Genomic DNA, 22,026 nt, shown 5'->3' on the forward strand with positions numbered 1-22,026 from the left:
CCATGGCATCGCGGACGGTGACCATCGCGTCGGCGAGCGGGCTGCACGCGCGGCCCGCCAAGCTGTTCGTCCAGGAGGCGGCGCGGCTGGGGGTGCCGGTGCGCATCCGGGCGGGCGACGGGAAGGCGGTCCCGGCGTCCAGCATGCTCGGCGTGCTGTCGCTGGGCGCGGTCCGCGGGACCGAGGTGACGCTGGAGTCCGACGCCCCCGGCGCCGACGCCGCCCTCGACACCCTCGCCGCCCTCCTCTCCCGCAACCTCGACGACCCCCCACCCCCGGACGGACCCCCCACCCCGGCCCCGAAGGGAAACGCGGCCCCGGGCGGCGGCGCGCCCCCAAGCGAAGCCCCAGCCCGGCACGGACCCCCAACCCCGGACGAACCCCCACCCCCGCCGGGAGGCGCGGGCCCGGACGGACCCCCACCCCCCGAAGAAACCCCCGCCCCGAGGGGAGGCGCGGGCCCGGACGGAGGTGCGGCTTCGGAGAGGGGCGCGGGTTCGGGCGCGACCCGGGACACGGGCCGGGGCTTGGGCGCGGGGCGGGACCCGGCCCCGGACGCAGCCCCGGACGCGGGCGCGGGCTCGGACGCGGGCGCGGCCACGGGCGCGGGCGCGGGTTCGGGCGCGGGTTCGGGCTCGGGCGCGGGCGCGGGCTCGGGCGCGGGTTCGGGCGCGATACCGGGTACAGGCCAGAGGGCAGGGTTGGGGGCGGAGGAGGTTGTCGGTGGGTGAGGTGGTGCGGCTGGCCGGGCTGGGGGTCAGCCGGGGGGTGGTGGCGGGGCCGGTGGTGCGGATGGCCGCGCCGCCCGTGCTTCCGGCTCCTCGGCCGGTCGGCGACGCGGAGGCCGAGGGGGCGGTGGTCGCCGGGGCGCTGGGGGCGGTGGCCGCGGGGCTGCGTGAGCGCGCCGCCGCGGCCGAGGGTGACGCGGCCGAGATCCTGGGCGCGCTGGCCATGATCGCCGACGATCCGATGCTGCGGGAGGAGGCGGAGCAGGGCGTACGCGACGGCCTGGACGCCCCGCACGCGCTCGACGCCGCGTTCACCCGCCACCGGGAGGCGATCGCGGCGCTCGGCGGCTACCTGGCCGAACGGGCGGCTGACCTGGACGACCTCAGGCACCGGGCCGTCGCCTTCGCGCTGGGCGTGCCGATGCCGGGCCTGCCCTCCCCGGGGCATCCGTACGTGCTGGCCGCCGAGGACCTGTCGCCCGCCGACACCGCCGGGCTCGGGCCGGACGTGCTGGCGCTGGTGACGGCGAAGGGCGGCCCGACGAGCCACACCGCCATCCTGGCGCGCGGCCGGGGCCTGCCCGCCGTGGTGGCGTGCCCGGGCGTGATGGACCTGGCGGACGGCACGTACGTGTGCGTGGACGGCGTGACCGGCGAGGTCACGGCGGGCATCAGCCGGGAGGAGGCCGAGGCGGCGTGTGAGCGCGACCGCCTGGAGCGGGAGCGGCTGGCCGCGACCGGCGGGCCCGGCAGGACCGCCGACGGGCGGCCGGTCAGGCTGCTGCTCAACATCGGCTCGGCCGCGGACCTGGTGCCCGGCGGTGAGGGGGTGGGGCTGTTCCGCACCGAGTTCCTGTTCCTGGGGCGCGAGCGGGCGCCGTCGTTCGACGAGCAGGTGGCGGCCTACGCGGAGGTGTTCGGGCGGGCGGCGCACGTCGTGGTGCGGACGCTGGACGCGGGCACCGACAAGCCGCTGCCGTTCCTGGGGCTGCCGCCGGAGCACAACCCGGCGCTGGGCGTGCGCGGGCTGCGGGTCGACCGGGTGCTGCCGGGCGTGCTCGACACGCAGCTCGACGCGATCGCCGAGGCGGCGCGGCGGACGGGCGCGGAGGCGTGGGTGATGGCGCCGATGGTCGCCACCCGGGACGAGGCCGCCGGGTTCGCCGCGAGGGCGCGCGCCCGGGGGGTGGCCCGGGTGGGCGTGATGGTGGAGGTCCCGGCCGCCGCGCTGCTGGCCGACCGGCTGCTGGAGGAGGTGGACTTCCTCAGCGTCGGCACCAACGACCTCAGCCAGTACGCCTTCGCCGCCGACCGGCAGCATCCGGCGCTGGCCGACCTGCTCGACCCGGCGCAGCCGGCGCTGCTGCGCCTGGTGGCGGCGTGCGCGGAGGCGGGCCTGGCGGCGGGCAGGCCGGTCGGCGTCTGCGGCGAGGCGGCCGGCGATCCGGCGCTCGCCCCGGTGCTGGCCGGGCTGGGGGTGACGAGCCTGTCGATGGCGCCGTCGTGCGTCCCCGCCGTCCGCGACGCGCTGTCGCGGCACACGTACGCCGAATGCCGCGAGCTGGCGCGCGCCGCCCTCTCCTGACAGGCCCGGGCCGGGAGTGGCGGGTGGTCAACTCGCCGGTTCGGGGGTGCGGGCGCGCAGGGTGAGCTCGCCGTCCTGGGCGTCCACGACGACGGCGCCGCCCTCCCCGACCTCGCCGGTGAGCAGCATCGTGGACAGGCGGTTGTCCAACTCGCGCTGCACGGTGCGGCGCAGCGGGCGGGCGCCGAACTCGGGCTGGTGGCCGCGCTCGGCGAGCCAGTCCTTGGCCGCGTCGCTCACCTCCAGCGCCACGTCCTGGCCGCGCAGCCGCTGCCGGGTGCGCTCCAGCAGCAGGTCGACGATCTGGCGGAGCTGGCTCCTGTCCAGGCGGCGGAAGACGATGGTCTCGTCGATGCGGTTGAGCAGCTCGGGCCGGATGGAGTGGCGCAGCAGGTCCATGAGCCGGTCCTGCAGGTCGGGCGTGTCGCCCTCGGCGTCGAGGATCATCTGGGCGCCGATGTTGCTGGTCATGATGACGATCGTGTTGGTGAAGTCGACGGTGCGGCCCTGGCCGTCGGTGAGGCGGCCGTCGTCGAGCATCTGGAGCAGGATGTTCATCACGTCCGGGTGCGCCTTCTCGATCTCGTCGAGCAGGATGACGCCGTGCGGGCGGCGGCGGACGGCCTCGGTGAGCTGCCCGGCCTCCTCGTAGCCGACGTAGCCGGGCGGGGCGCCGATGAGCCGGGAGACCGTGTGCCGCTCCTGGAACTCGCTCATGTCGATGCGCACCATGTGGTCCTCGCCGCCGAACAGGGCCGCCGCGAGCGCCCTGGCCAGCTCGGTCTTGCCGACGCCCGTCGGGCCGAGGAACAGGAAGCTGCCGATGGGCCGGTTCGGGTCGGCCAGGCCGGCGCGCGCCCGGCGGACCGCCTCGGCGATGGCGACGACGGCCTCGTCCTGGCCGATGACGCGCTCGTGCAGGTGCTCCTCCAGCCGCATCAGCCGGTCGCGCTCCTGGGTGGTGAGCTGGGTGACGGGGATGCCGGTGCGGCGGGAGACGACCTCGGCGATGTCCTCGACCATGACCTGCGGGGCGGCGTCGCGGCCCTGCCTGGCCCGGTCGAGCTCGGGGCGGAGCTTGTCGATCTGGCCGGTGATCTCCTTGGCCCGGTCGAAGTCGTCGGCGGAGACCGCCTGGTCCTTGTCGCGGCGCAGGGAGGCGAGGCGTTCCTCCAGCTCGCGCACGTCGCTGCCGGGGGTGCGCGAGCGCAGCCGGACCCGGGCGGAGGCCTGGTCCATCAGGTCGATGGCCTTGTCGGGCAGGAACCGGTCGGCGACGTAGCGGGCCGACAGGGTGGCGGCGGCGTCGAGCGCCTCGTCGGTGATGCGCACCTGGTGGTGGGCCTCGTACGCGTCGCGCAGCCCGGCGAGGATCTCGACCGTCTGCTCCACGGTGGGCTCGGTGACGAGGATGGGCTGGAAGCGGCGTTCCAGCGCGGCGTCCTTCTCGATGTTCTTGCGGTACTCGTCGATGGTGGTGGCGGCGATGACGTGCAGCTCGCCGCGGGCCAGGGCGGGTTTGAGGATGTTGGCGGCGTCCATGCCGCCCTCGGCCGACCCGGCGCCGACCAGCGTGTGCACCTCGTCGATGAACACGATGACCTCGTCGGCGTGGGCGCGTACCTCGTCGACGACCTTCTTGACCCGCTCCTCGAACTCGCCCCGGTACTTCGACCCGGCGACCATGCCGGTCAGGTCGAGGGCGATGACGCGCCGGTCCTTGAGCGTGTCGGGGACGCTGCCGTTGACGATGCGCTGGGCGATGCCCTCGACGATGGCGGTCTTGCCGACGCCGGGCTCGCCGATGAGCACGGGGTTGTTCTTGGTACGGCGTGACAGGACCTCGATGGACTGCTCGATCTCGTCCTCGCGGCCGACGACCGGGTCGACGCGGCCCTGCCTGGCCTCCTCGGTGAGGTCGCGCCCGTACTCGTCGAGTGAGGGGGTGCTGCTGTCGCGGCGTTCGCCGCCGGGCTGCCCGGGGCCGGAGGAGAGCAGGGCGCGCTGGATCTCGTTGGCGGAGACGCCCTGTTCGCGCAGCAGTTCGGAGGCGGTGGAGTCGGGGTTGGCGGCGAGTGCGAGCAGCAGGTGCTCGGGGCCGATGTAGGAGGAGTTCAGGGCGCGGGCGACGCGCTGGGCGTCCAGGACGGCGCGCTTGGCCGACGGGGAGAGCGTGTCGGGCGGCTCGGCGGCGGGTCCCTGCCCGGCGAGCGTGCCGATGCGGTCGCCGAGCCTGCCGGTGTCGACGCCGGCCGAGCGCAGCAGCTCGCGGGTGGGCTCGGCGCGGGCGAGGGCGCCGAGGAGGTCGAGCGCGTCGAGGTCGGCGGCGCCGCGCCGGCCGGCGATCTCCACGGCGTCGGCGAGCACCTCGCGGGCGGAGGCGCTGAGCAGCTTGCCCACGTCGACGCGCTGGACGCTGGGCCGGGTCGGTGGCCAGGCGTCCATCCCGCCGAACACCCGGCCGGTCAGCTCCTCGAAACCCCGGAAAGGATCCCGCCCAAAGAACGACATATCCGACATTTTGCTCGTCCCCTTCTCGCGCACCTCCGGGACCTCTTGCCGGGCCCGTCGCAAGGCATAGCCAGCGATCGGCAAAATGCCTCCGCGCCTCCGGGGGCGCGGCTCACTCCGGGGGGTGCGAGTCACTCCGGGGGGTGCGGCTCACTCCGGGGGTGCGGCTCACTCCGGGGGTGCGGCTCACTCCGGGGGTGCGGGTCACCCCAGGGGGTGCGGGTCACTCCGTCGCGAGGAGGTCCACGATGGGCGTGTCGCCGGAGATGAGCTCGAACGTGCGGCGGCCCGCCCCCGGGGCCTGGAGCAGGGCGGCGACGACGGCGGCCACGTCGTCGCGCGGCACCGGGCCGGGCGGCACCTCGGGAGCCAGCCGGACCAGGCCGGTGCCGGGCTCGTCGGTGAGGCGGCCCGGCCGCAGGATGGTCCAGTCGAGGTCGCGGCGGCGCAGGTCGTCCTCGGCGGCGGTCTTGGCCGCGATGTAGGCGGCCCACACCTCGTCGGAGCCCGGCTTGGGCGGCTTGCCCGCGCCCATGGACGAGATCTGCACGAACGTGCGCACCCCGGCCCGCTCGGCGGCGTCGGCCATCAGCACGGAGGCGGCCCGGTCGACGGTGTCCTTGCGCGCCGCGCCGCTGCCCGGCCCGGCGCCCGCGGCGAACACCACCGCGTCCGCCCCCCGGACGATCCCGGCGACCTCCTCCACGCCCGCCTTCTCCAGGTCGCACAGCACGGCCTGCGCGCCGGTCTCCTCGACGTCGGCCACGTGCGCCGGGTTGCGCACCAGGCCGACGGCCGCCGCGCCCAGCAGCCTCTCCAGCCGCAACGCGATCTGCCCGTGCCCGCCCGCGATGATGATCCTCATGGGCGTCATGGTGTCATGGAGCCATGAACGACTTCCCGCACGCGCCCGCCCCGGCGTTTCTGTTCGACCTGGACGGCACCCTGATCGACAGCGTCTACCAGCACGTCATCGCCTGGCGGCAGGCGCTGGCGGGGATGGGCATCGACCTGTCGGTGTGGCGGATCCACCGGCGCATCGGCATGAGCGGCGGCCTGTTCGTCAACGCCCTGCTGCGCGAGACCGGGCTGAAGCTCACCCAGGCGCAGATCGACGAGCTGCAGACGACCCACGCCGAGGCGTACGAGCAGCAGGCCGACTCGGTCAGGCCGCTGCCGGGGTCGGTGGAGCTGCTGGCGGAGCTGTCCTCGCGCGGCGTGCCGTGGGCGATCGCGACCAGCGGCTACGCGCGCACGGCCCGGCTGGCGCTGGGCCTGCTCGGGCTGCCGGACGACGCGCCGATGGTGACGCGCGACCTGGTGCGCCGGGCCAAGCCGGACCCCGACCTGTTCCTGGCCGGCGCGGCGCGGCTCGGCGTCGACCCGGCGCACGCGATGGTGGTGGGCGACAGCATCTGGGACCTGCTGGCGGCGCGGCGGGCCGGCTCGCTCGGCATCGGGCTGCTGTCGGGCGGCTACGGCCGCGACGAACTGGAGCGGGCGGGGGCGTTCCGCGTCTACGCCGACCCGGCCGACATGCTCGACCGGCTCGACGAGCTGGGCGTGCGGCAGAGCGACTGAGGAATATCCGGCCGAACCACGGAGCTTTGATCACGCATACCCCTTTTGGAGGAGCTGACTATGGAATTGGCAGACATCGGCGTCACCGGCCTGGCGACCATGGGCCGCAACCTGGCGCGCAACCTGGCCAGGCACGGTTACGCGGTGGCCGTGCACAACCGCACCGAATCCCGTACGCAACAGCTCGTGCGGGAGTTCGGCGGCGAGGGCACGTTCCTGCCGTCGCAGGATCTGGCCGGGTTCGTGGCGTCGCTGAAGCGGCCGCGCCGGGCGATCATCATGGTGAAGGCGGGGCCGGGCACCGACGCGGTGATCGACGAGCTCGCCGCGCTGATGGAGCCGGGTGACATGATCGTCGACGGCGGCAACGCGTACTTCGAGGACACCCGGCGGCGCGAGGCGGCGCTGCGTGAGCGCGGCATCCACTTCGTCGGCACCGGCATCTCCGGCGGCGAGGAGGGCGCGCTGAACGGCCCGAGCATCATGCCGGGCGGCTCGAAGGAGTCGTGGGAGGCGCTCGGCCCGATCCTCCAGGACATCTCGGCCAAGGTGGACGGCGTGCCGTGTGCGGTGCACGTGGGCCCCGACGGCGCGGGCCACTTCGTCAAGATGGTGCACAACGGCATCGAATACTCGGACATGCAGCTCATCGCCGAGTCCTACGACCTGCTGCGCCAGGCGCTGGGCGCGACGCCCGCCGAGCTCGCCGGGGTGTTCCGGGAGTGGAACCAGGGCGACCTGGACTCCTACCTGATCGAGATCACCGCCGAGGTGCTCGACCAGGTCGACGCCGAGACGGGCAAGCCGTTCGTGGACGTGGTGGTCGACCGGGCAGAGCAGAAGGGCACCGGCCGGTGGACCGTGCAGAGCGCGCTGGAGCTGGGCGTGCCGGTGACGGGGATCGCCGAGGCGGTGTTCGCGCGGGCGCTGTCGGGCCACCCCGAGCAGCGGGAGGCGGCCCGGCCGCTCCTCCAGGGGCCCGAGCTGACCGGGACCGGCGGCAAGGAGCTGGTCGAGGACGTGCGGCAGGCCCTGTACGCGTCCAAGATCGTCGCCTACGCGCAGGGCTTCGACCAGATGGCGGCGGCGTCCAAGGAGTACGGCTGGGACCTCGACCTGGGCGCGATGGCGACCATCTGGCGGGGCGGCTGCATCATCCGGGCCAAGTTCCTGGACCGGATCCGCGCGGCCTACGACGCCGACCGGGCGCTGCCGACGCTGCTGGCCGACCCGTCGTTCGCCGAGGCGCTCAACGCCGCGCAGGAGTCGTGGCGCCGGGTGGTGGCCACGGCTGTGAAGATCGGGGTGCCGACGCCGGGCTTCTCCTCGGCGCTGGCCTACTACGACGGGCTGCGGCGCGACCGGCTGCCCGCCGCGCTGGTGCAGGGGTTGCGCGACTACTTCGGCGCGCACACCTACCTGCGGGTCGACAAGGAGGGCGCCTACCACACGGACTGGTCGGGCGACCGCGCCGAGCGTCCCGCCTCCTGAGGCCGCCTCCCCCCGGCGGGCGTCAGCGCGCCGCCGGGGGCGGCGGGATCCGGTTGGCCAGCGCCGTCACCACGCAGTAGCCGATGGGCCCGGACGCGTCGTGCACGGTGCACTGCCCGTTGGCCACGCCGTCCGCGCTGAGATGGCCGGTGGCGTCCAGGCCGATCACCTCGCCGCGCGGCAGCCGGGCCAGCGTGAGCGTGTAGTCGGCGTTGATGAACGGCAGCCCGCCCGCCGTCATGCCGCTGAGCGGGCTGGCGAAGTCGGCCGCCAGCGCCACCCGGACGAACGGGCTGACCTCCTCGTCGTCGACGAGCGGCCGGTTCTCCCGCGTCCAGACCCGCCTGCGGCCCGGGTCGCCCCACTCCGACAGGCGCCACAGGTCGAACGGCGGCGTCCAGCCCGGCCCCTCGGCGGGCGGCCCGTCGGGCGGCGTCTCGTCCCACGCGGGGGTCACCGGCCGCTCGCCGCCGGGCTGCTCACCCTTCCTGAGCAGTACGGCGCTCGCCCGGCCGATCACGCCCTGCTCGGTGCGGATGACGGCGTCGGCCACGCGGATCCGCCGCCCGTCCCTGACCAGGGCGGTCTCGACGGTCACGGGCAGCATCGGGCTGTTGCGGAACAGGTCGACGGTGAGCCTGGCGAACTGCATCTCCGGATCGCCGTAGCGGTCCTCGACGGCACGGGCGGCCAGCCCGCCGAGCAGGCGGCCGTGGAGCATGTCGAGGGCCCAGGGGCTGCGGGCGTGGGGGGCCGGGACGAGCTCGTCCCCGGCCGTGGTGAAGAAGGCAGACGTCACAGAATCAGATTCTAGTGGAGAGCCGTTCGCCCGCCGCTCGACGCGGGCGGCCACGTTGCCGCCGGGCGGCCTCCGCGCCTTCTTCGCGGGCCTCTACCCGGCGGCCACGCAGAACGGGTGACCCTCCGGGTCGAGGAGCACCGTCCAGCCGTCGCCGCCCGGCTGGTGGCCGGGCAGCGTCGCGCCGAGCTCGACGAGCTCCTTGACGGCCTGCTCGACGTCGGCCACCTGGAAGTCGGGGTGCGCATGCTTGACCGCGGGCCAGCCCGGCGCCCGGTAGCCGTCGACCCGCTGGAAGGACAGGCTCGCCGCGCCGCCCCCGACAGTGGCGAAGTCCGCGTCGGAGCCGGTCACCCGCCCGCCGGTGGCCTTGGCGTAGAAGACGGCCAGCGCCTGCGGGTCGGCGCAGTCGAACACGATCGATGAGAGGGAAGTGATGGTCATGCGGCCAGCCTGCCCGCCCCGGCCGCGCCGGTCTTGAACATCCTTGCACCCCCGGGACTGTCGTAGCCGTGCCGTAGCGTGCGGCGCATGCGATCGGCTCTGCGACTGGGCACCGGGGCGGGGTTCACCCTGGACGAGGTGACCTGCCGCGACGACCACCGCCGGTGGTCACCGGCCGAGGAGAGCACCGCCCATCGGGTGGTGCTCGTCCGGCGTGGCCACTTCCGCCGCCTCGCCGGCGGCCGCTCCGCCACGCTCGACCCGACGACGGCGTACGTGACCGCGCCGGGTGAGGAGGAGCGCTTCGCCCACCCGGCGGGCGGCGACGTGTGCACCTCGCTCCGCCTGTCGCCCGCGCTGTGGCACACGCTCGCCGGCGGCCCGCTGCCGCCCCGGCCCGCCCTGTACGCCGACGCGCGGCTCGACGTGGCGCACCGCCGCCTCCTGTGCGCGGCCCGCGCCGGCGACCCCGCCTTCGCCCTCGCCGAGGCGCTCCTGCCGCTCGTCGCCGCCACCCTCACCCGCGCCGCCGCCCCCGTGCCCACCGGCGGCGGCCCCGCCCGGGCCACGAGCGCCGCCCTCGTCGACGCCGCCCGTGAGGCCATCGCCGCCGACCACCCGGAGGCCGGCGACCTGCTCTCGCTCGCCGCCCTCCTGCGCGTCTCCCCCTACCGGCTCAGCCGGGCCTTCACCCGGGAGCTCGGCGTCTCCCTCACCCACTACCGCAACCGCGTCCGCGTGAGCCGGGCCCTCGACCGGCTGGAGCAGGGCGAACCCAGCCTCGCTACGCTCGCCGCCGACCTCGGCTTCGCCGACCAGGCCCACCTGACGCGCACCATCCGCCGCCACACCGCCCAAACCCCCACCACCCTCCGGCACCTCCTCACCCCCTGACGCACCGCCACCTCCCCGCACCGCCACCTCCCGTGCCCGCACCGTCGCCTCCCCGTGCCCGCGCCGTCGCCTCGTCCCCCGCACTGCCCGGCTCGTCCCCCGCACCCTGCCGCCTCCTCCCCCGCCTCTCGCCGCTTCCTCCCGTTGCCGCACCGCCTGCTCCTTCCCTCGACCCCCTGCCGCCTCCTCCCGTTGCCGCACCTCTTCCTCCCCTCGAAGCCAGCCGCCCCAGGCACGGTCTGGCGGCGTGGAGACCGCACCGCGCGCGGCGGCCAACGGATGGCGACGCACTACGGCGGACTCGCAGGGAGCCTCGGGAGCGGACGGCTGCGGCGAGCCGTGCGGACCGGGCGTCAGGGAGCGACGGGCGCGGCCGGTGGAGGCGCGCGACGGAGCCGGCGTGCGGGCGCGGGCGGGCGCGGGCGGGCGGGGGAGCGGGCGCGGGCGGGCGCGGGAGCGGGCGCGGGTGGGGGCCGGGTGGGGGCCGGGTGGGTGGGGGCCGGGTGGGGGCCGGGTGGGCCGCCTGGAAGTCGGCGGTCAGTGGTGGTGGGCGGCTTCGATTCGGCCGCCCAGTTGGGCGCGGACGCCTTCCAGCAGGGGTGGGGTGGAGACGACGACCCAGCGCTCGCCCACGAGGTAGGCGCCGCCGTACATCTGGGCGAGCTCCAGCCAGTCCCGCTGGCCTCGTTCGGTGGTGAAGGTGACGAGGGTGTAGTGGCCCCGGGCGGTACGGCAGTCGGCCTGGCGCAGGTCGGCGGCGTCGATCTGCAGGGCGGGGCGGGGGCATCCGGCGGCGGCGCCGATCTGGTCGATGCCCGCCGGTGCGGCCGGAGCGGCCGGGGCCGCCGAGGCAGCCGGGGCCGCCAGGGTGGGCGGGGCCGCCGGGGCCGTGCAGGCGGTGAGGAGCGCGGCGAGCGCGACGGCGACGGCGGCGGCGAGCGGCTTGCCGGTGGAAGTCTGCATGGCCTCATCCCGTGGACGGTGAAACGTTCCTGCCGCAGGTACGCACCGGCGGCGCGGGAGGTTCACCGCGGCGGCAGTAGCCTTCTCGCGAAGGCGCGGGCGTGAGGAGGGTGACGGTGCAGCTCGGCAATCTGGAGCGGTCGGTCATGGAAGCCCTGTGGGAGCATCCCGGCGGCATGTTCGCGCACGACCTGGCGCCGCTGCTGCCGTCCGGTCCGGCGGTCACGACGGTGCTGACGGTGCTGACGCGGCTGTCGAACAAGGGCATGGTCTCGCGCGAGCGGGTGGGCCGGGCGCATCTGTACCGTGCGACGGCGGGCAAGGACGCCTTCGTCGCCGAGGCGATGCGCGCGGCCCTGGACGAGGCGGGTGACGTCGCGGCCGCGGTGCAGCGCTTCGTGGGCACGGTGTCGCCCGAGGTGGCCTCGGCGCTGCGTGCGGCGCTCGGCGAGCGGGACGGTTCGGCGCGGTGATCGTCTGGCTGGTGGCGGCCGGGGTGGCGCTGTTGCCGGTGGCGCTGGGCGATCGCGCGGCGCGGGCGCTGGCCGGTGCGGCGTGGACGCATCGCTGCCCTCGGGCGGCGCTCGTGCTGTGGCACGCGGCCGGGGCGTCCGCCGGGCTGGGGGCGATCGGGCTGGGGCTGGTGGCGGCCGTGGCGCCGTCGGCCGCGGTGTTCCCGCACGGCGTGCACACGCTGGTGAGCCGGATCGCCGGCGGGCACGGCCTGGCGGGGCTGGGTCCGGCGCACCTGGTGGCGCTGGCCTGGTCGGCGGGCCTGACGGCCTGGCTGGTGGTCCACACGGCGCGGGTGGCCGCCGGGACGTTCCGGGAGCGGCGCCGCCGGCGGCTGCTGATCGACGTGGTCGCGGATCATTCGCCGGAGCACGACGCGTACATCCTGCCCGCGCCCGGCCGGGTGGCCTACTGCGTTCCGGGCTGGCGGCGGCGGATCGTGCTCAGCCAGGGCGCCCTGGACGCGCTGAGCGCGCCGGAGCTGGCGGCGGTGCTCGGGCACGAGCGCGCGCACGCGCGGGGCCACCACGACCTGGCTCTGCTGCCGTTCGTCGCGCTGGCGCGGGCCTTCCCCTGGCTGCCCGCGGCGCGGACCGCCCGGCGGGCGGTGGCCGTGCTGCTGGAGATGGTCGCCGACGACCATGCCCGCCGCGCCCACGGCGGCCTGCCGCTGGCCGGCGCGCTGGTGCGGATGACGGCCGGCGGGCCTGGGCCGCAGGCGTCCACGCCGGCGCTAGCCGAGCAGGGGGTCGTCGAGCGGCTTCAGCGCCTGCTCACGGAGCGCGAGCGGTCCCGCTGGGCGCCCGCGGCGGCCTGCTCGACGGCCGGGCTGCTGCTCAGCGGGCCGCTGGCCGTGCTGGTCGCCCCGCTGGTCTGCGCCGCGATCTGAGAGGCGCGGACGGCCGGGCGGCACCCCTGGACGGGGAGGCGGGACCACGGCCCACTATCTTCTACACAAAGTAGAAGTAAGTCGTGGACCGAAAAGGGGAGCACCCGTGTCATCAGAGGCCGAGCGTCGCCAGGCGGCCCGTAAGCGCAACGTCACCGTGTCGGTGACCGTGATCGGCGTCTTCGTGCTGGCGGTGGCGGTGCTGTTCGCGTTCGGCAGGCCCGGCCCTGAGGCGGTCGAGCAGGCCAGTCTCTCCGCCGGGGAGTCGCAGCTGGTGCGCGCCGACAGCCACCGGCTGCAGTCGGCCGCGGACGGCAAGGTGACGCTGGTGGAGTTCCTCGACTTCGAGTGCGAGGGCTGCCTGGCCTACTACCCGGCGGTGGAGGAGCTGCGCGAGGACTACGCCGGGAAGGTCACGTTCGTGGCGCGCTACTTCCCGATGCCCGGCCACTTCAACGGCGAGCGCGCCGCCCGCGCGGTGGAGGCCGCCGCCGCGCAGGGCGCGTTCGAGGCGATGTACCGGCGGATGTACGAGACGCAGCCCCAGTGGGGCGAGAAGCGGGTCCCGGCCGACGAGACGTTCCGCGGCTTCGCCAAGGACCTGGGCCTGGACCTGGCGGCCTGGGACAAGGCCTACGACGACCCGGCGACGCTGGCCCGCATCCGGAAGGACATGGCCGACGGCCGGGCCCTGGGCGTGCAGGGCACCCCGACGTTCTTCCTCAACGGCACCAGGATCGAACCCCGCACCCTGGCGGAGTTCAGGGCGGCCATCGATGCGGCACTCGCCGAGTGACGCCGCGCGGCCTTCCGCCGGCCCGTTCCCCCGGCTGCTGCCCGGCCTGCTACTGGCCGGCGGGCTGATCGGCCTGCTCGCCGCGTTCGTGCTGGCGGTGGAGAAGATCGCGCTGCTGGAGGACCCCGGCTACGTGCCCAGTTGCAGCCTCAACCCGGTGCTGTCGTGCGGGTCGGTCATGAGCACGCCGCAGGCCGCCGTGTTCGGCTTCCCGAACCCGCTGCTGGGCGTCGCCGCCTTCGCCGTCGTCGCCGCCGTGGGCGCGGCACTGCTGGCCGGCGCGGCGTTCCGGCGCTGGTTCTGGCTGGGCCTGCAGATCGGCGTCACCGCCGGGGCGGTGTTCGTGCACTGGCTGATCGTCCAGAGCCTGTACGAGATCGGCGCGCTGTGCCCGTACTGCATGGTGGTGTGGGCGGTCACCGTCCCCGCCTTCTGGTACGTGAGCCTGCACAACCTGCGGCAGGGCCATCTGCCCGTCCCCGGTCCGGTGCGCCGCCCGGTCGAGGCGCTGACCGATTACCACGGCGTCGTGCTGACGGTGTGGTTCCTGACCGTCGCCACCCTGATCGGCGTCCGCTTCTGGAGCTACTGGAGCACCCTGCTGTGACTCCTCGCTGGCAGGGGTGGGCGGCGCTGCGGCCGGGCGTGCTGTGCTACGGCGGCCGGATCGGCGCGACCGGCCCGCACGCCCACCGCGCCGCGCAGCTCCTGACCGGCGAGGGGCTGGTCCTGCGCGGCGCCGACGGCCGCGATCATGCCGTGCGCGCCGCGCTCATCCCCGCCAACGCCCCGCACACGATCGTACGCGGGACGGCCGACGGGCTGCTGGCCCTCGTCGACCCGGCCCGGATCGGGCAGCCGGGCGGCGGCGAGGCGCCGGGCTCGGCCGCCGCGTGGCGCCTCGGGCCGGACGTCCCCGTCACCGGCGACCTGGACACGCTGACGGCGCTGGTCGACGCCCTGACCGGGCACGTCCCGCCCCGGCCGCCGCACCCCGCGCTCGCCGGCGCCGAACGGGCCGTGCGGCGCATGCTGCCCGGCCGGGTGCGGCTGTCCGACGTCGCGCGTGCCGTCCACCTGTCGGAGAGCCGGCTGTCCCACCTGTTCACGGCGGAGTTCGGGCTGCCGTTCCGGCCGTACGTGCTGTGGGCCCGGCTGGACGGCGTGTGGTCGTCGCTGGCGGCCGGGGCCACGCTGACCGAGGCCGCCCACGCTGCCGGGTTCGCCGACGCCGCCCACCTGAGCCGGGTGGTCCGCCGGATGATGGGGAACGCGCCCTCCACCATGACCGCCGGGGTGCGGTGGCTTTCCTAGCAGGTTCGTTCAAGCCCGGCCGCCGCCCCGCCGGGCAGGCTTGACCCCATGATCATCGTGATCGGCGCCGGTCAGGCGGGGCTCGCGGCAGGCCGCGCCCTCCGTCTGGCCGGGCTTGACGTCGTACTCCTCGAAGCCCATGACCGGATCGGCGAGTCGTGGCGGCGGCGGTGGGACTCCCTGCGGCTGTTCACCCCGGCCCGGCTCAGCTCGCTCCCCGGCCTGCCGATGCCCGGCGGGAGCCGCTACCCGGGCAAGGACGAGGTGGCCGGCTACCTGGAGGCGTACGCGGCCCGTTTCGACCTGCCCGTCCGCCTCGGCGCGCGGGTGTCGGAGCTGCGCCCCGGCCCGGGCGGCGGGTTCGAGGCGGTGACCGGCGACGGGGTGATCGCCGGCGACGGGGTCGTGGTCGCCACCGGCCCGTTCCAGGAGCCGCGCGTTCCCGCGCTCGAGCTGCCGCCCGGCGTCCACGCGCTGCACAGCTCCGCCTACCGCGCCCCCGACCGGCTTCCCGACGGCCCCGTGCTGGTCGTCGGCGGCGGCAACTCCGGCGTGCAGATCGCCGCCGAGCTCGCCGCCACCCACCCGGTCACCCTCGCGGCCGGCGCGCGGCAGCCGGTCCTCCCCCAGCGTCTCGGCGGCCTGGACGTCTTCACCTGGCTCCGCGCCCTCGGCGTGGTCCGGGCCCCGGTCACCGGCCGGCTCGGCCGCCTGGTCCGCGCCCGCGACCCGCTGATCGGGCTCGGCCCCCGGGGGCTGCGCCGGATGGGCGTGCGCGTCGTGGACCGCGTCGTCGAGGGCGGCGTCGATGGCGAGGGGCCGCTGCTGCGCACCGCCTCCGGCCTGCGGCTCGCCCCGCGCAGCGTGATCTGGGCGACCGGCTACAGGCCCGGCTACGGGTGGCTGCGCGTCCCCGGCGCCCTGGCCGGCGGGGTTCCGCGCCACACCGGCGGGATCAGCCCGGTGCCCGGTCTCACGTACGTGGGCCTGCCCTTCCAGCGCTGCCGCGGCTCGGCCCTGCTGGGCTGGGTCGGCGAGGACGCCGCGCTGATCGCCGAGGCCCACGCCGCCCGGCGGGCGTGATCGGCCCGGACGTAGCATGGGCCCCGTGACAGGTGACGCCGGCGGGCGACGCGGCCACCGGCCATGACCGGGGCGTGGGGATGGGACCTCCTGCTCGGCGTCGTGGCCGCGCTGCTGGTCGCCTGGCTGGCGCTGGTCGCCGCGCTGGCGATCGTGCGCCCCTCGGGCGACCTCCTGCGTGAGGCGCTGCGGCTGCTGCCCGACGTGCTGCGCCTGGTGCGCCGTCTGGCCGCCGACCCCGCCCTGCCGCGCGGCGTCCGCGTGCGGCTCGCGCTGCTGATCGCCTACCTGGCCCTGCCGCTGGACCTGGTGCCCGACTTCATCCCCGTCCTGGGGTACGCCGACGACGCGATCATCGTCACCGCGGTGCTGCGCTCGGTGGTCCGCCGCGCCGGTCTGCCCGCGGTGCGCCGGCACTGGCCGGGCACCGACGACGGCTTCGCCGTGCTGACCCGGCTGACCGGGCTGGACAGGCCGCCCGCCGCCCCCTGAAACCCCGCCGCGCCGGTCGGGGGTCAGGCGGTGAAGCGACCGGCGATGTTCGTCCAGGTGTCGTCGGACTGGCCGGGCCGCTGGGCGGCGTGGACGCGGCTCGCGGCCGTGGTGAACGCGCGCAGCCCGAGCAGGAGAGCCGCCCGCGCGTCGGGCGGCATCTCGTCGATGACCTCGGCCAGGTGTTCGCGGCGCCGGGCGCGCAGCTCGGCCAGCAGGGCCCGCCCGGAGGGGGTGAGGCTGATGGTCAGCTCCCGCCGGTCGTCGTGGGAGGTGGAGCGGCGCACCCAGCCGGTGGCCTCCAGCCGGTCGCAGAGCCGGCTGGTGGACGACGGCAGCGCCCCCAGGGCCTCGCTGAGGGTGGCGAGGTTGATGTGCCGGTGGGGTTCGAGGGTGAGCAGCGCCTGGAGCTGGATGGAGGAGACCTTGGTGACCGCGGCGTGCCGGGAGTGCGCCCAGACGGCGACCAGGGCAGCCGCCGCGTTCTCGACGACGGCCCCGGTGGATGCCTCGCCGGAGGCTCCGGCTGCGGTCGGGGGGAGGTGGCTGAGATCGCGGTGGCTCATGCTGGCTTCCAGGGGTCGAAGCGTGACTACGCGCGTATGCCTCGCGCGGGTGCCGCGGCGGTCCAGTCTAGGCAAACCACGACGGCGTCGTCGATGACGTCCACCCCGGCCCTGAACGCCATCATGTCACGGACGATCGTGCGGACGGCCTCTCCGGCGGGCTGCAGGCGGGTGGAGCGGACCGTCGTCTCCAGCAGACCGGCGCCGAACTCCACGTCGGCCGTCGACCGCGCCCCGTACACGCCGTCGCTGACGATGACCAGCCGGTCGCCCGGCTGCAGCGAGACGGGCTGCTCGACGTAGGCGGTGGCGCCGAACATGCCGAGAGGCAGCTGGGCGTCCAGTTTGACGGTCTCGACCTCGGCGCCGCGCAGCCGGAAGATGCGCGGCGACCCGGCCTCGACCGCGGCGACCTCGCCGGTGACGGCGTCGAAGCGCAGCAGCAGGGTGGAGACGTGCTCGCGGCCGCCGTACTGGGCGTGCACGACCTCGTCGGCGAGGCCAGCCTGCTCGACGAGGTCGGCGCCGGAACGGCGGGCGTTGCGGATGGCGGTGACGGCCAGCGAGGTGAGGAGCGCGGCGCGCAGCCCCTCCCCCATGCCGTTGGTGACGGAGAGCATCAGCGAGTCGCGGTCGCAGCTCCAGTCGAAGTTGTCGCCGTGGACGGCGTAGGCCGGTTCGAGCTGACCGGCGAGGTCGTAGGAGTCGCCCCGGTGGCCGTAGCCGGGCAGGAGCTCCCACTGCATCTCGGCGGCGAGGGTGAGCCGGGACAGGCGGCGGGCCCTGCGGTAGCGGTCGGTGACCCGCCCCGCGCCCCACAGGGCGCCGGCGAGCGCGGAGGCCAGCTCGTGGAACTCGCGGATCCGCTCGTTGCCGGGGGCGGCGGGCAGGCGGACGCTGAGGACGCCGAGGCGCTCCCCGCACGCCGTCATCGGCAGGTGCAGGGCGCCGCGCTCCGGATCCCACGCCGGCCGCTGGGAGGCGAACACGCGGCCGCGCTCGCTGGCGTCGATGCGGATCTCGGGCGCGTCGGGACCGGGCGGGTCCAGCACGGGCCTGAGCACGGTCAGCGCGTAGTCGGCGAGCAGCAGCTCGACGCCGGTCGCGGCCGTGTGCGCGACGAGCGCGTCGCGGGCGGCCTCCCCCAGCCGGTACGGGGGTGCCGCGCGTAGCGCCCGGTAGACGGCGCTCATGTCGTTGTCGGTGGTCACGGGCGTAGTTCCTCATGGGCAGGGAAGTGGCGCACCCGAGCTGCCCCTCGTGTGCGCTGCGGTTGTCGTGCCGCGTGCGCCTACGCTAGCCTCCAAGCCAATTATTTGCACTATGGCAATTATTGAGAGGTGGGCAACACCGTGAGTGGCAGCCGGTCGGGAACACAGCGGGTCCACGACGCCGGGGAGCTCGAACTGCGTCAGCTGCTCACGGGACTGACCGCCGTCAGGGACGGCGACTTCGGCACGCGGCTGCCCGCCGACGCCGACGGCCTGCTGGGCGAGATCGCCTCGGTGTTCAACGGCATGGTCGACCAGCTCTCGCTCGTCACCTCGGAGGTCACCCGGGTGGCCCGCGAGGTCGGCACCGAGGGACGCCTGGGCGGCCAGGCCGACGTGCCGGCCGTGTCGGGCACCTGGAAGGACCTCACCGAGTCGGTCAACGCGATGGCCGGCAACCTCACCGGCCAGGTGCGCAACATCTCGCAGGTGGCCACGGCGGTGGCCAAGGGCGACCTGTCGCAGAAGATCACCGTCTCGGCCCAGGGCGAGATCCTGGAGCTGAAGAACACCCTCAACACGATGGTCGACCAGCTCTCCTCCTTCGCCGACGAGGTCACCCGCGTGGCCCGCGAGGTCGGCACCGAGGGACGGCTGGGCGGCCAGGCCGACGTGAAGGGCGTGTCCGGCACGTGGAAGGCGCTGACGGAGTCGGTCAACGTCATGGCCGACAACCTCACCGCCCAGGTGCGCAGCATCGCCCAGGTCACCACGGCCGTGGCCAAGGGCGACCTGTCGCAGAAGATCCGGGTCGACGCGCGCGGGGAGATCCTGGAGCTGAAGGAGACCATCAACACGATGGTCGACCAGCTCTCGGCGTTCGCCGACGAGGTCACCCGCGTCGCCCGCGAGGTCGGCACCGAAGGACAGCTCGGCGGCCAGGCCCAGGTCCGCGGCGTGTCCGGCACCTGGAAGGACCTCACCGACAACGTCAACTTCATGGCCTCGAACCTGACCGGCCAGGTGCGCAGCATCGCCCAGGTGGCCACGGCGGTGGCCCAGGGCGACCTGTCGCAGAAGATCCTCGTCGAGGCCAAGGGCGAGGTGGCGGCGCTCGCGCAGACCATCAACACGATGGTCGACCAGCTCTCCGCGTTCGCCGACGAGGTCACCCGCGTCGCCCGCGAGGTCGGCACCGAAGGACAGCTCGGCGGCCAGGCCCAGGTCCGCGGCGTGTCCGGCACCTGGAAGGACCTCACCGACAACGTCAACTCGATGGCCGACAACCTGACCAACCAGGTGCGCAGCATCGCCCAGGTCACCACGGCCGTGGCCAGGGGCGACCTGACCCGCAAGATCGACGTGGACGCGCGCGGCGAGATCCTGGAGCTGAAGACCACGATCAACACGATGGTCGACCAGCTCTCCTCCTTCGCCGCCGAGGTGACCAGGGTCGCCCGTGAGGTGGGCAGCGAGGGCAGGCTCGGCGGCCAGGCCGAGGTCGAGGGCGTCTCCGGCACCTGGAAGCGGCTGACGGAGAACGTGAACGAGCTGGCCGGCAACCTCACCCGGCAGGTGCGCGCGATCGCCGAGGTGACCAGCGCCGTCACCTCCGGCGACCTGACCCGCTCCATCACCGTCGACGCCTCGGGCGAGGTGGCCGAGCTCAAGGACAACATCAACTCGATGGTGAAGTCGCTGCGCGAGACCACCAAGGCCAACGAGGACCAGGACTGGCTGAAGACCAACCTGGCGCGCCTGTCGGGGCTCATGCAGGGCCACCGCGACCTGGCGACGGTCGCCGAGCTGGTCATGAACGAGCTGGCGCCGCTGGTGTCGGCCCAGTACGGCGCGTTCTTCCTGGCCGACGAGAACGAGCTGCGGCTCATCAACGCCTACGGGTTCCCGGCGGGCCAGACCGCCACCCGGGTCGGCCTCGGCGAGACGCTGGTGGGCCAGGCGGCGCGGGCCCGCCGCACGATCGCGGTCGACGACGTCCCGCCCGGCTACGTCACGGTCTCCTCGGCGCTCGGGCGGACCACGCCGAGCTCGCTGATCGTGCTGCCGATCGTGGTGGAGGAGCAGGTGCTCGGCGTGATCGAGCTGGCCTCGCTCGGCACGTTCACGCCCGTGCACCGCGCCTTCCTCGACCAGCTGATGGAGACGATCGGCGTCAACGTCAACACCATCGTCGCCAACGCCCGCACCGACGAGCTGCTGGCGGAGTCGCAGCGGCTGACCGTCGAGCTCCAGGCCCGCTCGGAGGAGCTGCAGAACCAGCAGGAGGAGCTGCAGCGCTCCAACGCCGAGCTGGAGGAGAAGGCGGCGCTGCTCGCCTCGCAGAACCAGGACATCGAGGCCAAGAACCTGGAGATCGAGCAGGCCCGCCAGGAGCTGGAGGAGCGGGCCCAGCAGCTCTCGCTCGCCTCCACGTACAAGAGCGAGTTCCTCGCGAACATGAGCCACGAGCTGCGCACGCCGCTGAACTCGCTGCTCATCCTCGCGCAGCTGCTCGCCCAGAACCCGACCCGCAACCTGACGCCCAAGCAGGTCGAGTACGCCAGCGTCATCCACTCGGCGGGCTCGGACCTGCTGCAGCTCATCAACGACATCCTCGACCTGTCGAAGGTCGAGGCGGGCAAGATGGACATCAGTCCCGAACGGGTCGGGATGCGTCAGCTCCTGGACTACGTCGAGGCCACGTTCCGGCCGATGACCACCGAGAAGAGCCTGGAGTTCCGCATCACGACGGCGCCGGGCGTGCCCGACACCCTGCTCACCGACGACTCGCGGCTGCGCCAGGTGCTGCGCAACCTGCTGTCCAACGCGGTCAAGTTCACCGAGAGCGGCAGCGTCGAGCTGCGCATCGAGCCGGCCGCTCCGGCGCAGGTGCCCGCCTCCGTGCGGCCGCACGGCGCGGCGATCGCCTTCCGCGTCATCGACACCGGCGTCGGCATCGCCGAGCAGCAGCTGGAGGCGATCTTCGGGGCGTTCCAGCAGGCCGACGGCACCACCAGCCGCAAGTACGGCGGCACCGGGCTCGGCCTGTCGATCAGCCGGGAGATCGCCTACCTGCTCGGCGGCGCGATCACCGCGCAGAGCACGCCCGGCCAGGGCAGCACGTTCACGCTCTTCCTGCCGGCCGCCCGGCCGGACTTCGCCGAGCAGGGCCCGGGCCACGCCGCGCCCTCGCCCCGCGAGCTGCCGGAGGCCCCGGCCGACGGCGAGCCCGTCAAGGCGGCGGCCCCGGCGCCGTCCCAGCAGCGCAGGCTGCTGGTGGTGGAGGAACGCTCGCGCGGCCTGCTCTCCCTGGTGGCCGAGAGCGTCGTGGCCGACCTGGCGCGCCGCGACGCGGGCAGCGCGCACGCGCCCGTGGAGATCGTGACCGCCGTGGGCGGGCAGGAGGCGGCGGCGACGCTGGCCGCGGCCCCCTGCCACTGCATCGTGCTCGACCTCGACATGCCGGGGCGGGCCGGGTTCGGCCTGCTGGAGGCCATCGACGGGGACGCCGCCCTGCACGGCGTGCCGGTCCTGGCCTACAACAACTGGCGGATGGACGCGGCGCAGGAGCGGGCGTTGCAGGCGCGGGCCGCCTCCCAGCCGCTGGAGCTGCTGTCGAGCCTGGACGAGCTGCGCGAGCGGATCGCCCTGCACCTGACCGCCGAGCAGCCCGGCGACGTGCTGCCGCTGGTGCGCTCGGAGGAGGCGGACCTGCCGGTCGAACGGCCGGAGGACGGCGCGCTCACCGGCCGCACCGTCCTGGTGGTCGACGACGACGCGCGCAACCTGTTCGCGCTGACGAGCATCCTGGAGATGCACGGCCTGCGGGTGCTGCACGCCGAGGACGGCCGCAAGGGCATCGACACGCTGGTGGCGCATCCGGAGATCGACATCGTGCTGATGGACGTGATGATGCCGGAGATGGACGGCTACGCCGCCACCACCGCGATCAGGGCCATGCCGCAGTACGCGGACCTGCCCATCATCGCGGTCACGGCCAAGGCCATGCCGGGCGACCAGGACAAGAGCCTCGCCTCGGGCGCGAGCGGCTACGTCACCAAGCCCGTCGACGCCGATCACCTCCTCGGGCTGATCCAGCGCTGGCTGACGGCGTAACCCCCGGCGCGACCGTCCCCGCCATCGTCTTCGCGCCACGTCTTCGCGCC

At 74.8% G+C, this 22,026-nt stretch carries 20 protein-coding genes; 13 read left to right on the plus strand and 7 right to left on the minus strand.

Annotation, left to right across the window (positions count from 1 at the left end; translation table 11 throughout):
- Positions 1–2: 2 nt before the first annotated feature.
- Together ACWDXC_RS20800 and ptsP are read left to right on the plus strand one after the other, a co-directional pair.
- Positions 3–731 carry an HPr family phosphocarrier protein gene (locus tag ACWDXC_RS20800; RefSeq protein ID WP_449984269.1) on the plus strand — a complete coding sequence of 243 codons (729 nt, stop codon included), beginning with the start codon at positions 3–5 and terminating at the stop codon, positions 729–731.
- The gene (gene ptsP, locus ACWDXC_RS20805) at positions 724–2,313 is read left to right on the plus strand and encodes a phosphoenolpyruvate--protein phosphotransferase (RefSeq protein ID WP_449984271.1); all 1,590 of its coding nucleotides are present in this window, start codon (positions 724–726) and stop codon (positions 2,311–2,313) included. Before ACWDXC_RS20800 ends, ptsP begins: the two co-directional genes overlap by 8 nt.
- Positions 2,314–2,340: 27 nt before the next feature.
- Here ptsP and ACWDXC_RS20810 read toward each other — a convergent pair whose 3' ends face one another.
- Positions 2,341–4,833, minus strand: coding sequence for an ATP-dependent Clp protease ATP-binding subunit (locus ACWDXC_RS20810; RefSeq protein WP_449984274.1), 2,493 nt, complete (start codon positions 4,831–4,833; stop codon positions 2,341–2,343).
- Between the two features lie 214 nt (positions 4,834–5,047).
- Positions 5,048–5,689, minus strand: a complete 642-nt coding sequence (locus ACWDXC_RS20815; RefSeq protein WP_449984277.1) for an NAD(P)H-binding protein — start codon at positions 5,687–5,689, stop codon at positions 5,048–5,050.
- A gap of 23 nt (positions 5,690–5,712) precedes the next feature.
- Here ACWDXC_RS20815 and ACWDXC_RS20820 point away from each other — a divergent pair, with 23 nt between their 5' ends.
- Both ACWDXC_RS20820 and gndA read left to right on the plus strand, forming a co-directional pair.
- Entirely contained in the window at positions 5,713–6,405 is a 693-nt protein-coding gene (locus tag ACWDXC_RS20820) for an HAD family hydrolase (RefSeq protein ID WP_219509447.1), read from the plus strand.
- A gap of 60 nt (positions 6,406–6,465) precedes the next feature.
- Positions 6,466–7,896, plus strand: a complete 1,431-nt coding sequence (gene gndA, locus ACWDXC_RS20825) for an NADP-dependent phosphogluconate dehydrogenase (protein ID WP_219509448.1) — start codon at positions 6,466–6,468, stop codon at positions 7,894–7,896.
- Between the two features lie 22 nt (positions 7,897–7,918).
- Here gndA and ACWDXC_RS20830 read toward each other — a convergent pair whose 3' ends face one another.
- Together ACWDXC_RS20830 and ACWDXC_RS20835 are read right to left on the minus strand one after the other, a co-directional pair.
- Complete coding sequence (locus ACWDXC_RS20830) at positions 7,919–8,695, minus strand: acyl-CoA thioesterase domain-containing protein (protein ID WP_375074951.1); 777 nt, start codon at positions 8,693–8,695, stop codon at positions 7,919–7,921.
- A gap of 93 nt (positions 8,696–8,788) precedes the next feature.
- Positions 8,789–9,139 carry a VOC family protein gene (locus ACWDXC_RS20835; protein ID WP_449984281.1) on the minus strand — a complete coding sequence of 117 codons (351 nt, stop codon included), beginning with the start codon at positions 9,137–9,139 and terminating at the stop codon, positions 8,789–8,791.
- A gap of 87 nt (positions 9,140–9,226) precedes the next feature.
- Between ACWDXC_RS20835 and ACWDXC_RS20840 the strand changes: the two genes are divergently transcribed.
- Entirely contained in the window at positions 9,227–10,033 is an 807-nt protein-coding gene (locus tag ACWDXC_RS20840) for a helix-turn-helix transcriptional regulator (RefSeq protein WP_449984283.1), read from the plus strand.
- A gap of 537 nt (positions 10,034–10,570) precedes the next feature.
- On the opposite strand, the gene ACWDXC_RS20845 is transcribed toward ACWDXC_RS20840, so the two are convergent.
- On the minus strand, positions 10,571–10,996 hold the full coding sequence (locus tag ACWDXC_RS20845) for a hypothetical protein (RefSeq protein WP_449984286.1): 426 nt from the start codon (positions 10,994–10,996) through the stop codon (positions 10,571–10,573).
- Between the two features lie 101 nt (positions 10,997–11,097).
- Between ACWDXC_RS20845 and ACWDXC_RS20850 the strand changes: the two genes are divergently transcribed.
- From ACWDXC_RS20850 to ACWDXC_RS20880, 7 genes are all read left to right on the plus strand, one after another.
- Positions 11,098–11,469 (plus strand): BlaI/MecI/CopY family transcriptional regulator, encoded by a 372-nt coding sequence (locus ACWDXC_RS20850; protein WP_308125959.1) that lies wholly within the window; start codon positions 11,098–11,100, stop codon positions 11,467–11,469.
- Positions 11,466–12,398: a M56 family metallopeptidase gene (locus ACWDXC_RS20855; RefSeq protein WP_449984289.1), complete on the plus strand. Its 933-nt coding sequence runs from the start codon at positions 11,466–11,468 to the stop codon at positions 12,396–12,398. Before ACWDXC_RS20850 ends, ACWDXC_RS20855 begins: the two co-directional genes overlap by 4 nt.
- Positions 12,399–12,504: 106 nt before the next feature.
- Positions 12,505–13,194 (plus strand): DsbA family protein, encoded by a 690-nt coding sequence (locus tag ACWDXC_RS20860; RefSeq protein WP_449984292.1) that lies wholly within the window; start codon positions 12,505–12,507, stop codon positions 13,192–13,194.
- Complete coding sequence (locus ACWDXC_RS20865) at positions 13,175–13,801, plus strand: vitamin K epoxide reductase family protein (RefSeq protein WP_449984295.1); 627 nt, start codon at positions 13,175–13,177, stop codon at positions 13,799–13,801. Before ACWDXC_RS20860 ends, ACWDXC_RS20865 begins: the two co-directional genes overlap by 20 nt.
- A complete protein-coding gene (locus ACWDXC_RS20870; RefSeq protein ID WP_449984298.1) occupies positions 13,798–14,508 on the plus strand; it encodes an AraC family transcriptional regulator in 711 nt (236 codons plus the stop codon). The genes ACWDXC_RS20865 and ACWDXC_RS20870 overlap by 4 nt, the downstream gene beginning before the upstream one ends.
- 48 nt (positions 14,509–14,556) lie before the next feature.
- On the plus strand, positions 14,557–15,591 hold the full coding sequence (locus ACWDXC_RS20875; protein WP_219509453.1) for a flavin-containing monooxygenase: 1,035 nt from the start codon (positions 14,557–14,559) through the stop codon (positions 15,589–15,591).
- A 63-nt stretch (positions 15,592–15,654) separates the two neighbouring features.
- Entirely contained in the window at positions 15,655–16,083 is a 429-nt protein-coding gene (locus ACWDXC_RS20880) for a YkvA family protein (protein WP_449984301.1), read from the plus strand.
- A gap of 23 nt (positions 16,084–16,106) precedes the next feature.
- Here the strand turns inward: ACWDXC_RS20880 and ACWDXC_RS20885 are convergent, their stop codons facing one another.
- Both ACWDXC_RS20885 and ACWDXC_RS20890 read right to left on the minus strand, forming a co-directional pair.
- Entirely contained in the window at positions 16,107–16,649 is a 543-nt protein-coding gene (locus ACWDXC_RS20885) for a MarR family winged helix-turn-helix transcriptional regulator (RefSeq protein ID WP_219509455.1), read from the minus strand.
- 26 nt (positions 16,650–16,675) lie between these two features.
- Entirely contained in the window at positions 16,676–17,860 is a 1,185-nt protein-coding gene (locus tag ACWDXC_RS20890; RefSeq protein ID WP_449984304.1) for a PP2C family protein-serine/threonine phosphatase, read from the minus strand.
- A gap of 141 nt (positions 17,861–18,001) precedes the next feature.
- Between ACWDXC_RS20890 and ACWDXC_RS20895 the strand changes: the two genes are divergently transcribed.
- Positions 18,002–21,976, plus strand: a complete 3,975-nt coding sequence (locus ACWDXC_RS20895) for a HAMP domain-containing protein (RefSeq protein ID WP_449984307.1) — start codon at positions 18,002–18,004, stop codon at positions 21,974–21,976.
- Positions 21,977–22,026 lie beyond the last annotated feature (50 nt).

The sequence above is a fragment of the Nonomuraea sp. NPDC003214 genome, from assembly GCF_053590035.1.

Excerpts from the sequence above, each read along its gene's own strand:
- ACWDXC_RS20800 (WP_449984269.1), top strand. The coding sequence starts at position 3 with ATGGCATCGCGGACGGTGACCATCGCGTCGGCGAGCGGGCTGCACGCG.
- ACWDXC_RS20810 (WP_449984274.1), bottom strand. The coding sequence starts at position 4,833 with ATGTCGGATATGTCGTTCTTTGGGCGGGATCCTTTCCGGGGTTTCGAG.
- ACWDXC_RS20815 (WP_449984277.1), bottom strand. The coding sequence starts at position 5,689 with ATGAGGATCATCATCGCGGGCGGGCACGGGCAGATCGCGTTGCGGCTG.
- ACWDXC_RS20820 (WP_219509447.1), top strand. The coding sequence starts at position 5,713 with ATGAACGACTTCCCGCACGCGCCCGCCCCGGCGTTTCTGTTCGACCTG.
- gndA (WP_219509448.1), top strand. The coding sequence starts at position 6,466 with ATGGAATTGGCAGACATCGGCGTCACCGGCCTGGCGACCATGGGCCGC.
- ACWDXC_RS20835 (WP_449984281.1), bottom strand. The coding sequence starts at position 9,139 with ATGACCATCACTTCCCTCTCATCGATCGTGTTCGACTGCGCCGACCCG.
- ACWDXC_RS20840 (WP_449984283.1), top strand. The coding sequence starts at position 9,227 with ATGCGATCGGCTCTGCGACTGGGCACCGGGGCGGGGTTCACCCTGGAC.
- ACWDXC_RS20845 (WP_449984286.1), bottom strand. The coding sequence starts at position 10,996 with ATGCAGACTTCCACCGGCAAGCCGCTCGCCGCCGCCGTCGCCGTCGCG.
- ACWDXC_RS20865 (WP_449984295.1), top strand. The coding sequence starts at position 13,175 with ATGCGGCACTCGCCGAGTGACGCCGCGCGGCCTTCCGCCGGCCCGTTC.
- ACWDXC_RS20875 (WP_219509453.1), top strand. The coding sequence starts at position 14,557 with ATGATCATCGTGATCGGCGCCGGTCAGGCGGGGCTCGCGGCAGGCCGC.
- ACWDXC_RS20880 (WP_449984301.1), top strand. The coding sequence starts at position 15,655 with ATGACCGGGGCGTGGGGATGGGACCTCCTGCTCGGCGTCGTGGCCGCG.
- ACWDXC_RS20885 (WP_219509455.1), bottom strand. The coding sequence starts at position 16,649 with ATGAGCCACCGCGATCTCAGCCACCTCCCCCCGACCGCAGCCGGAGCC.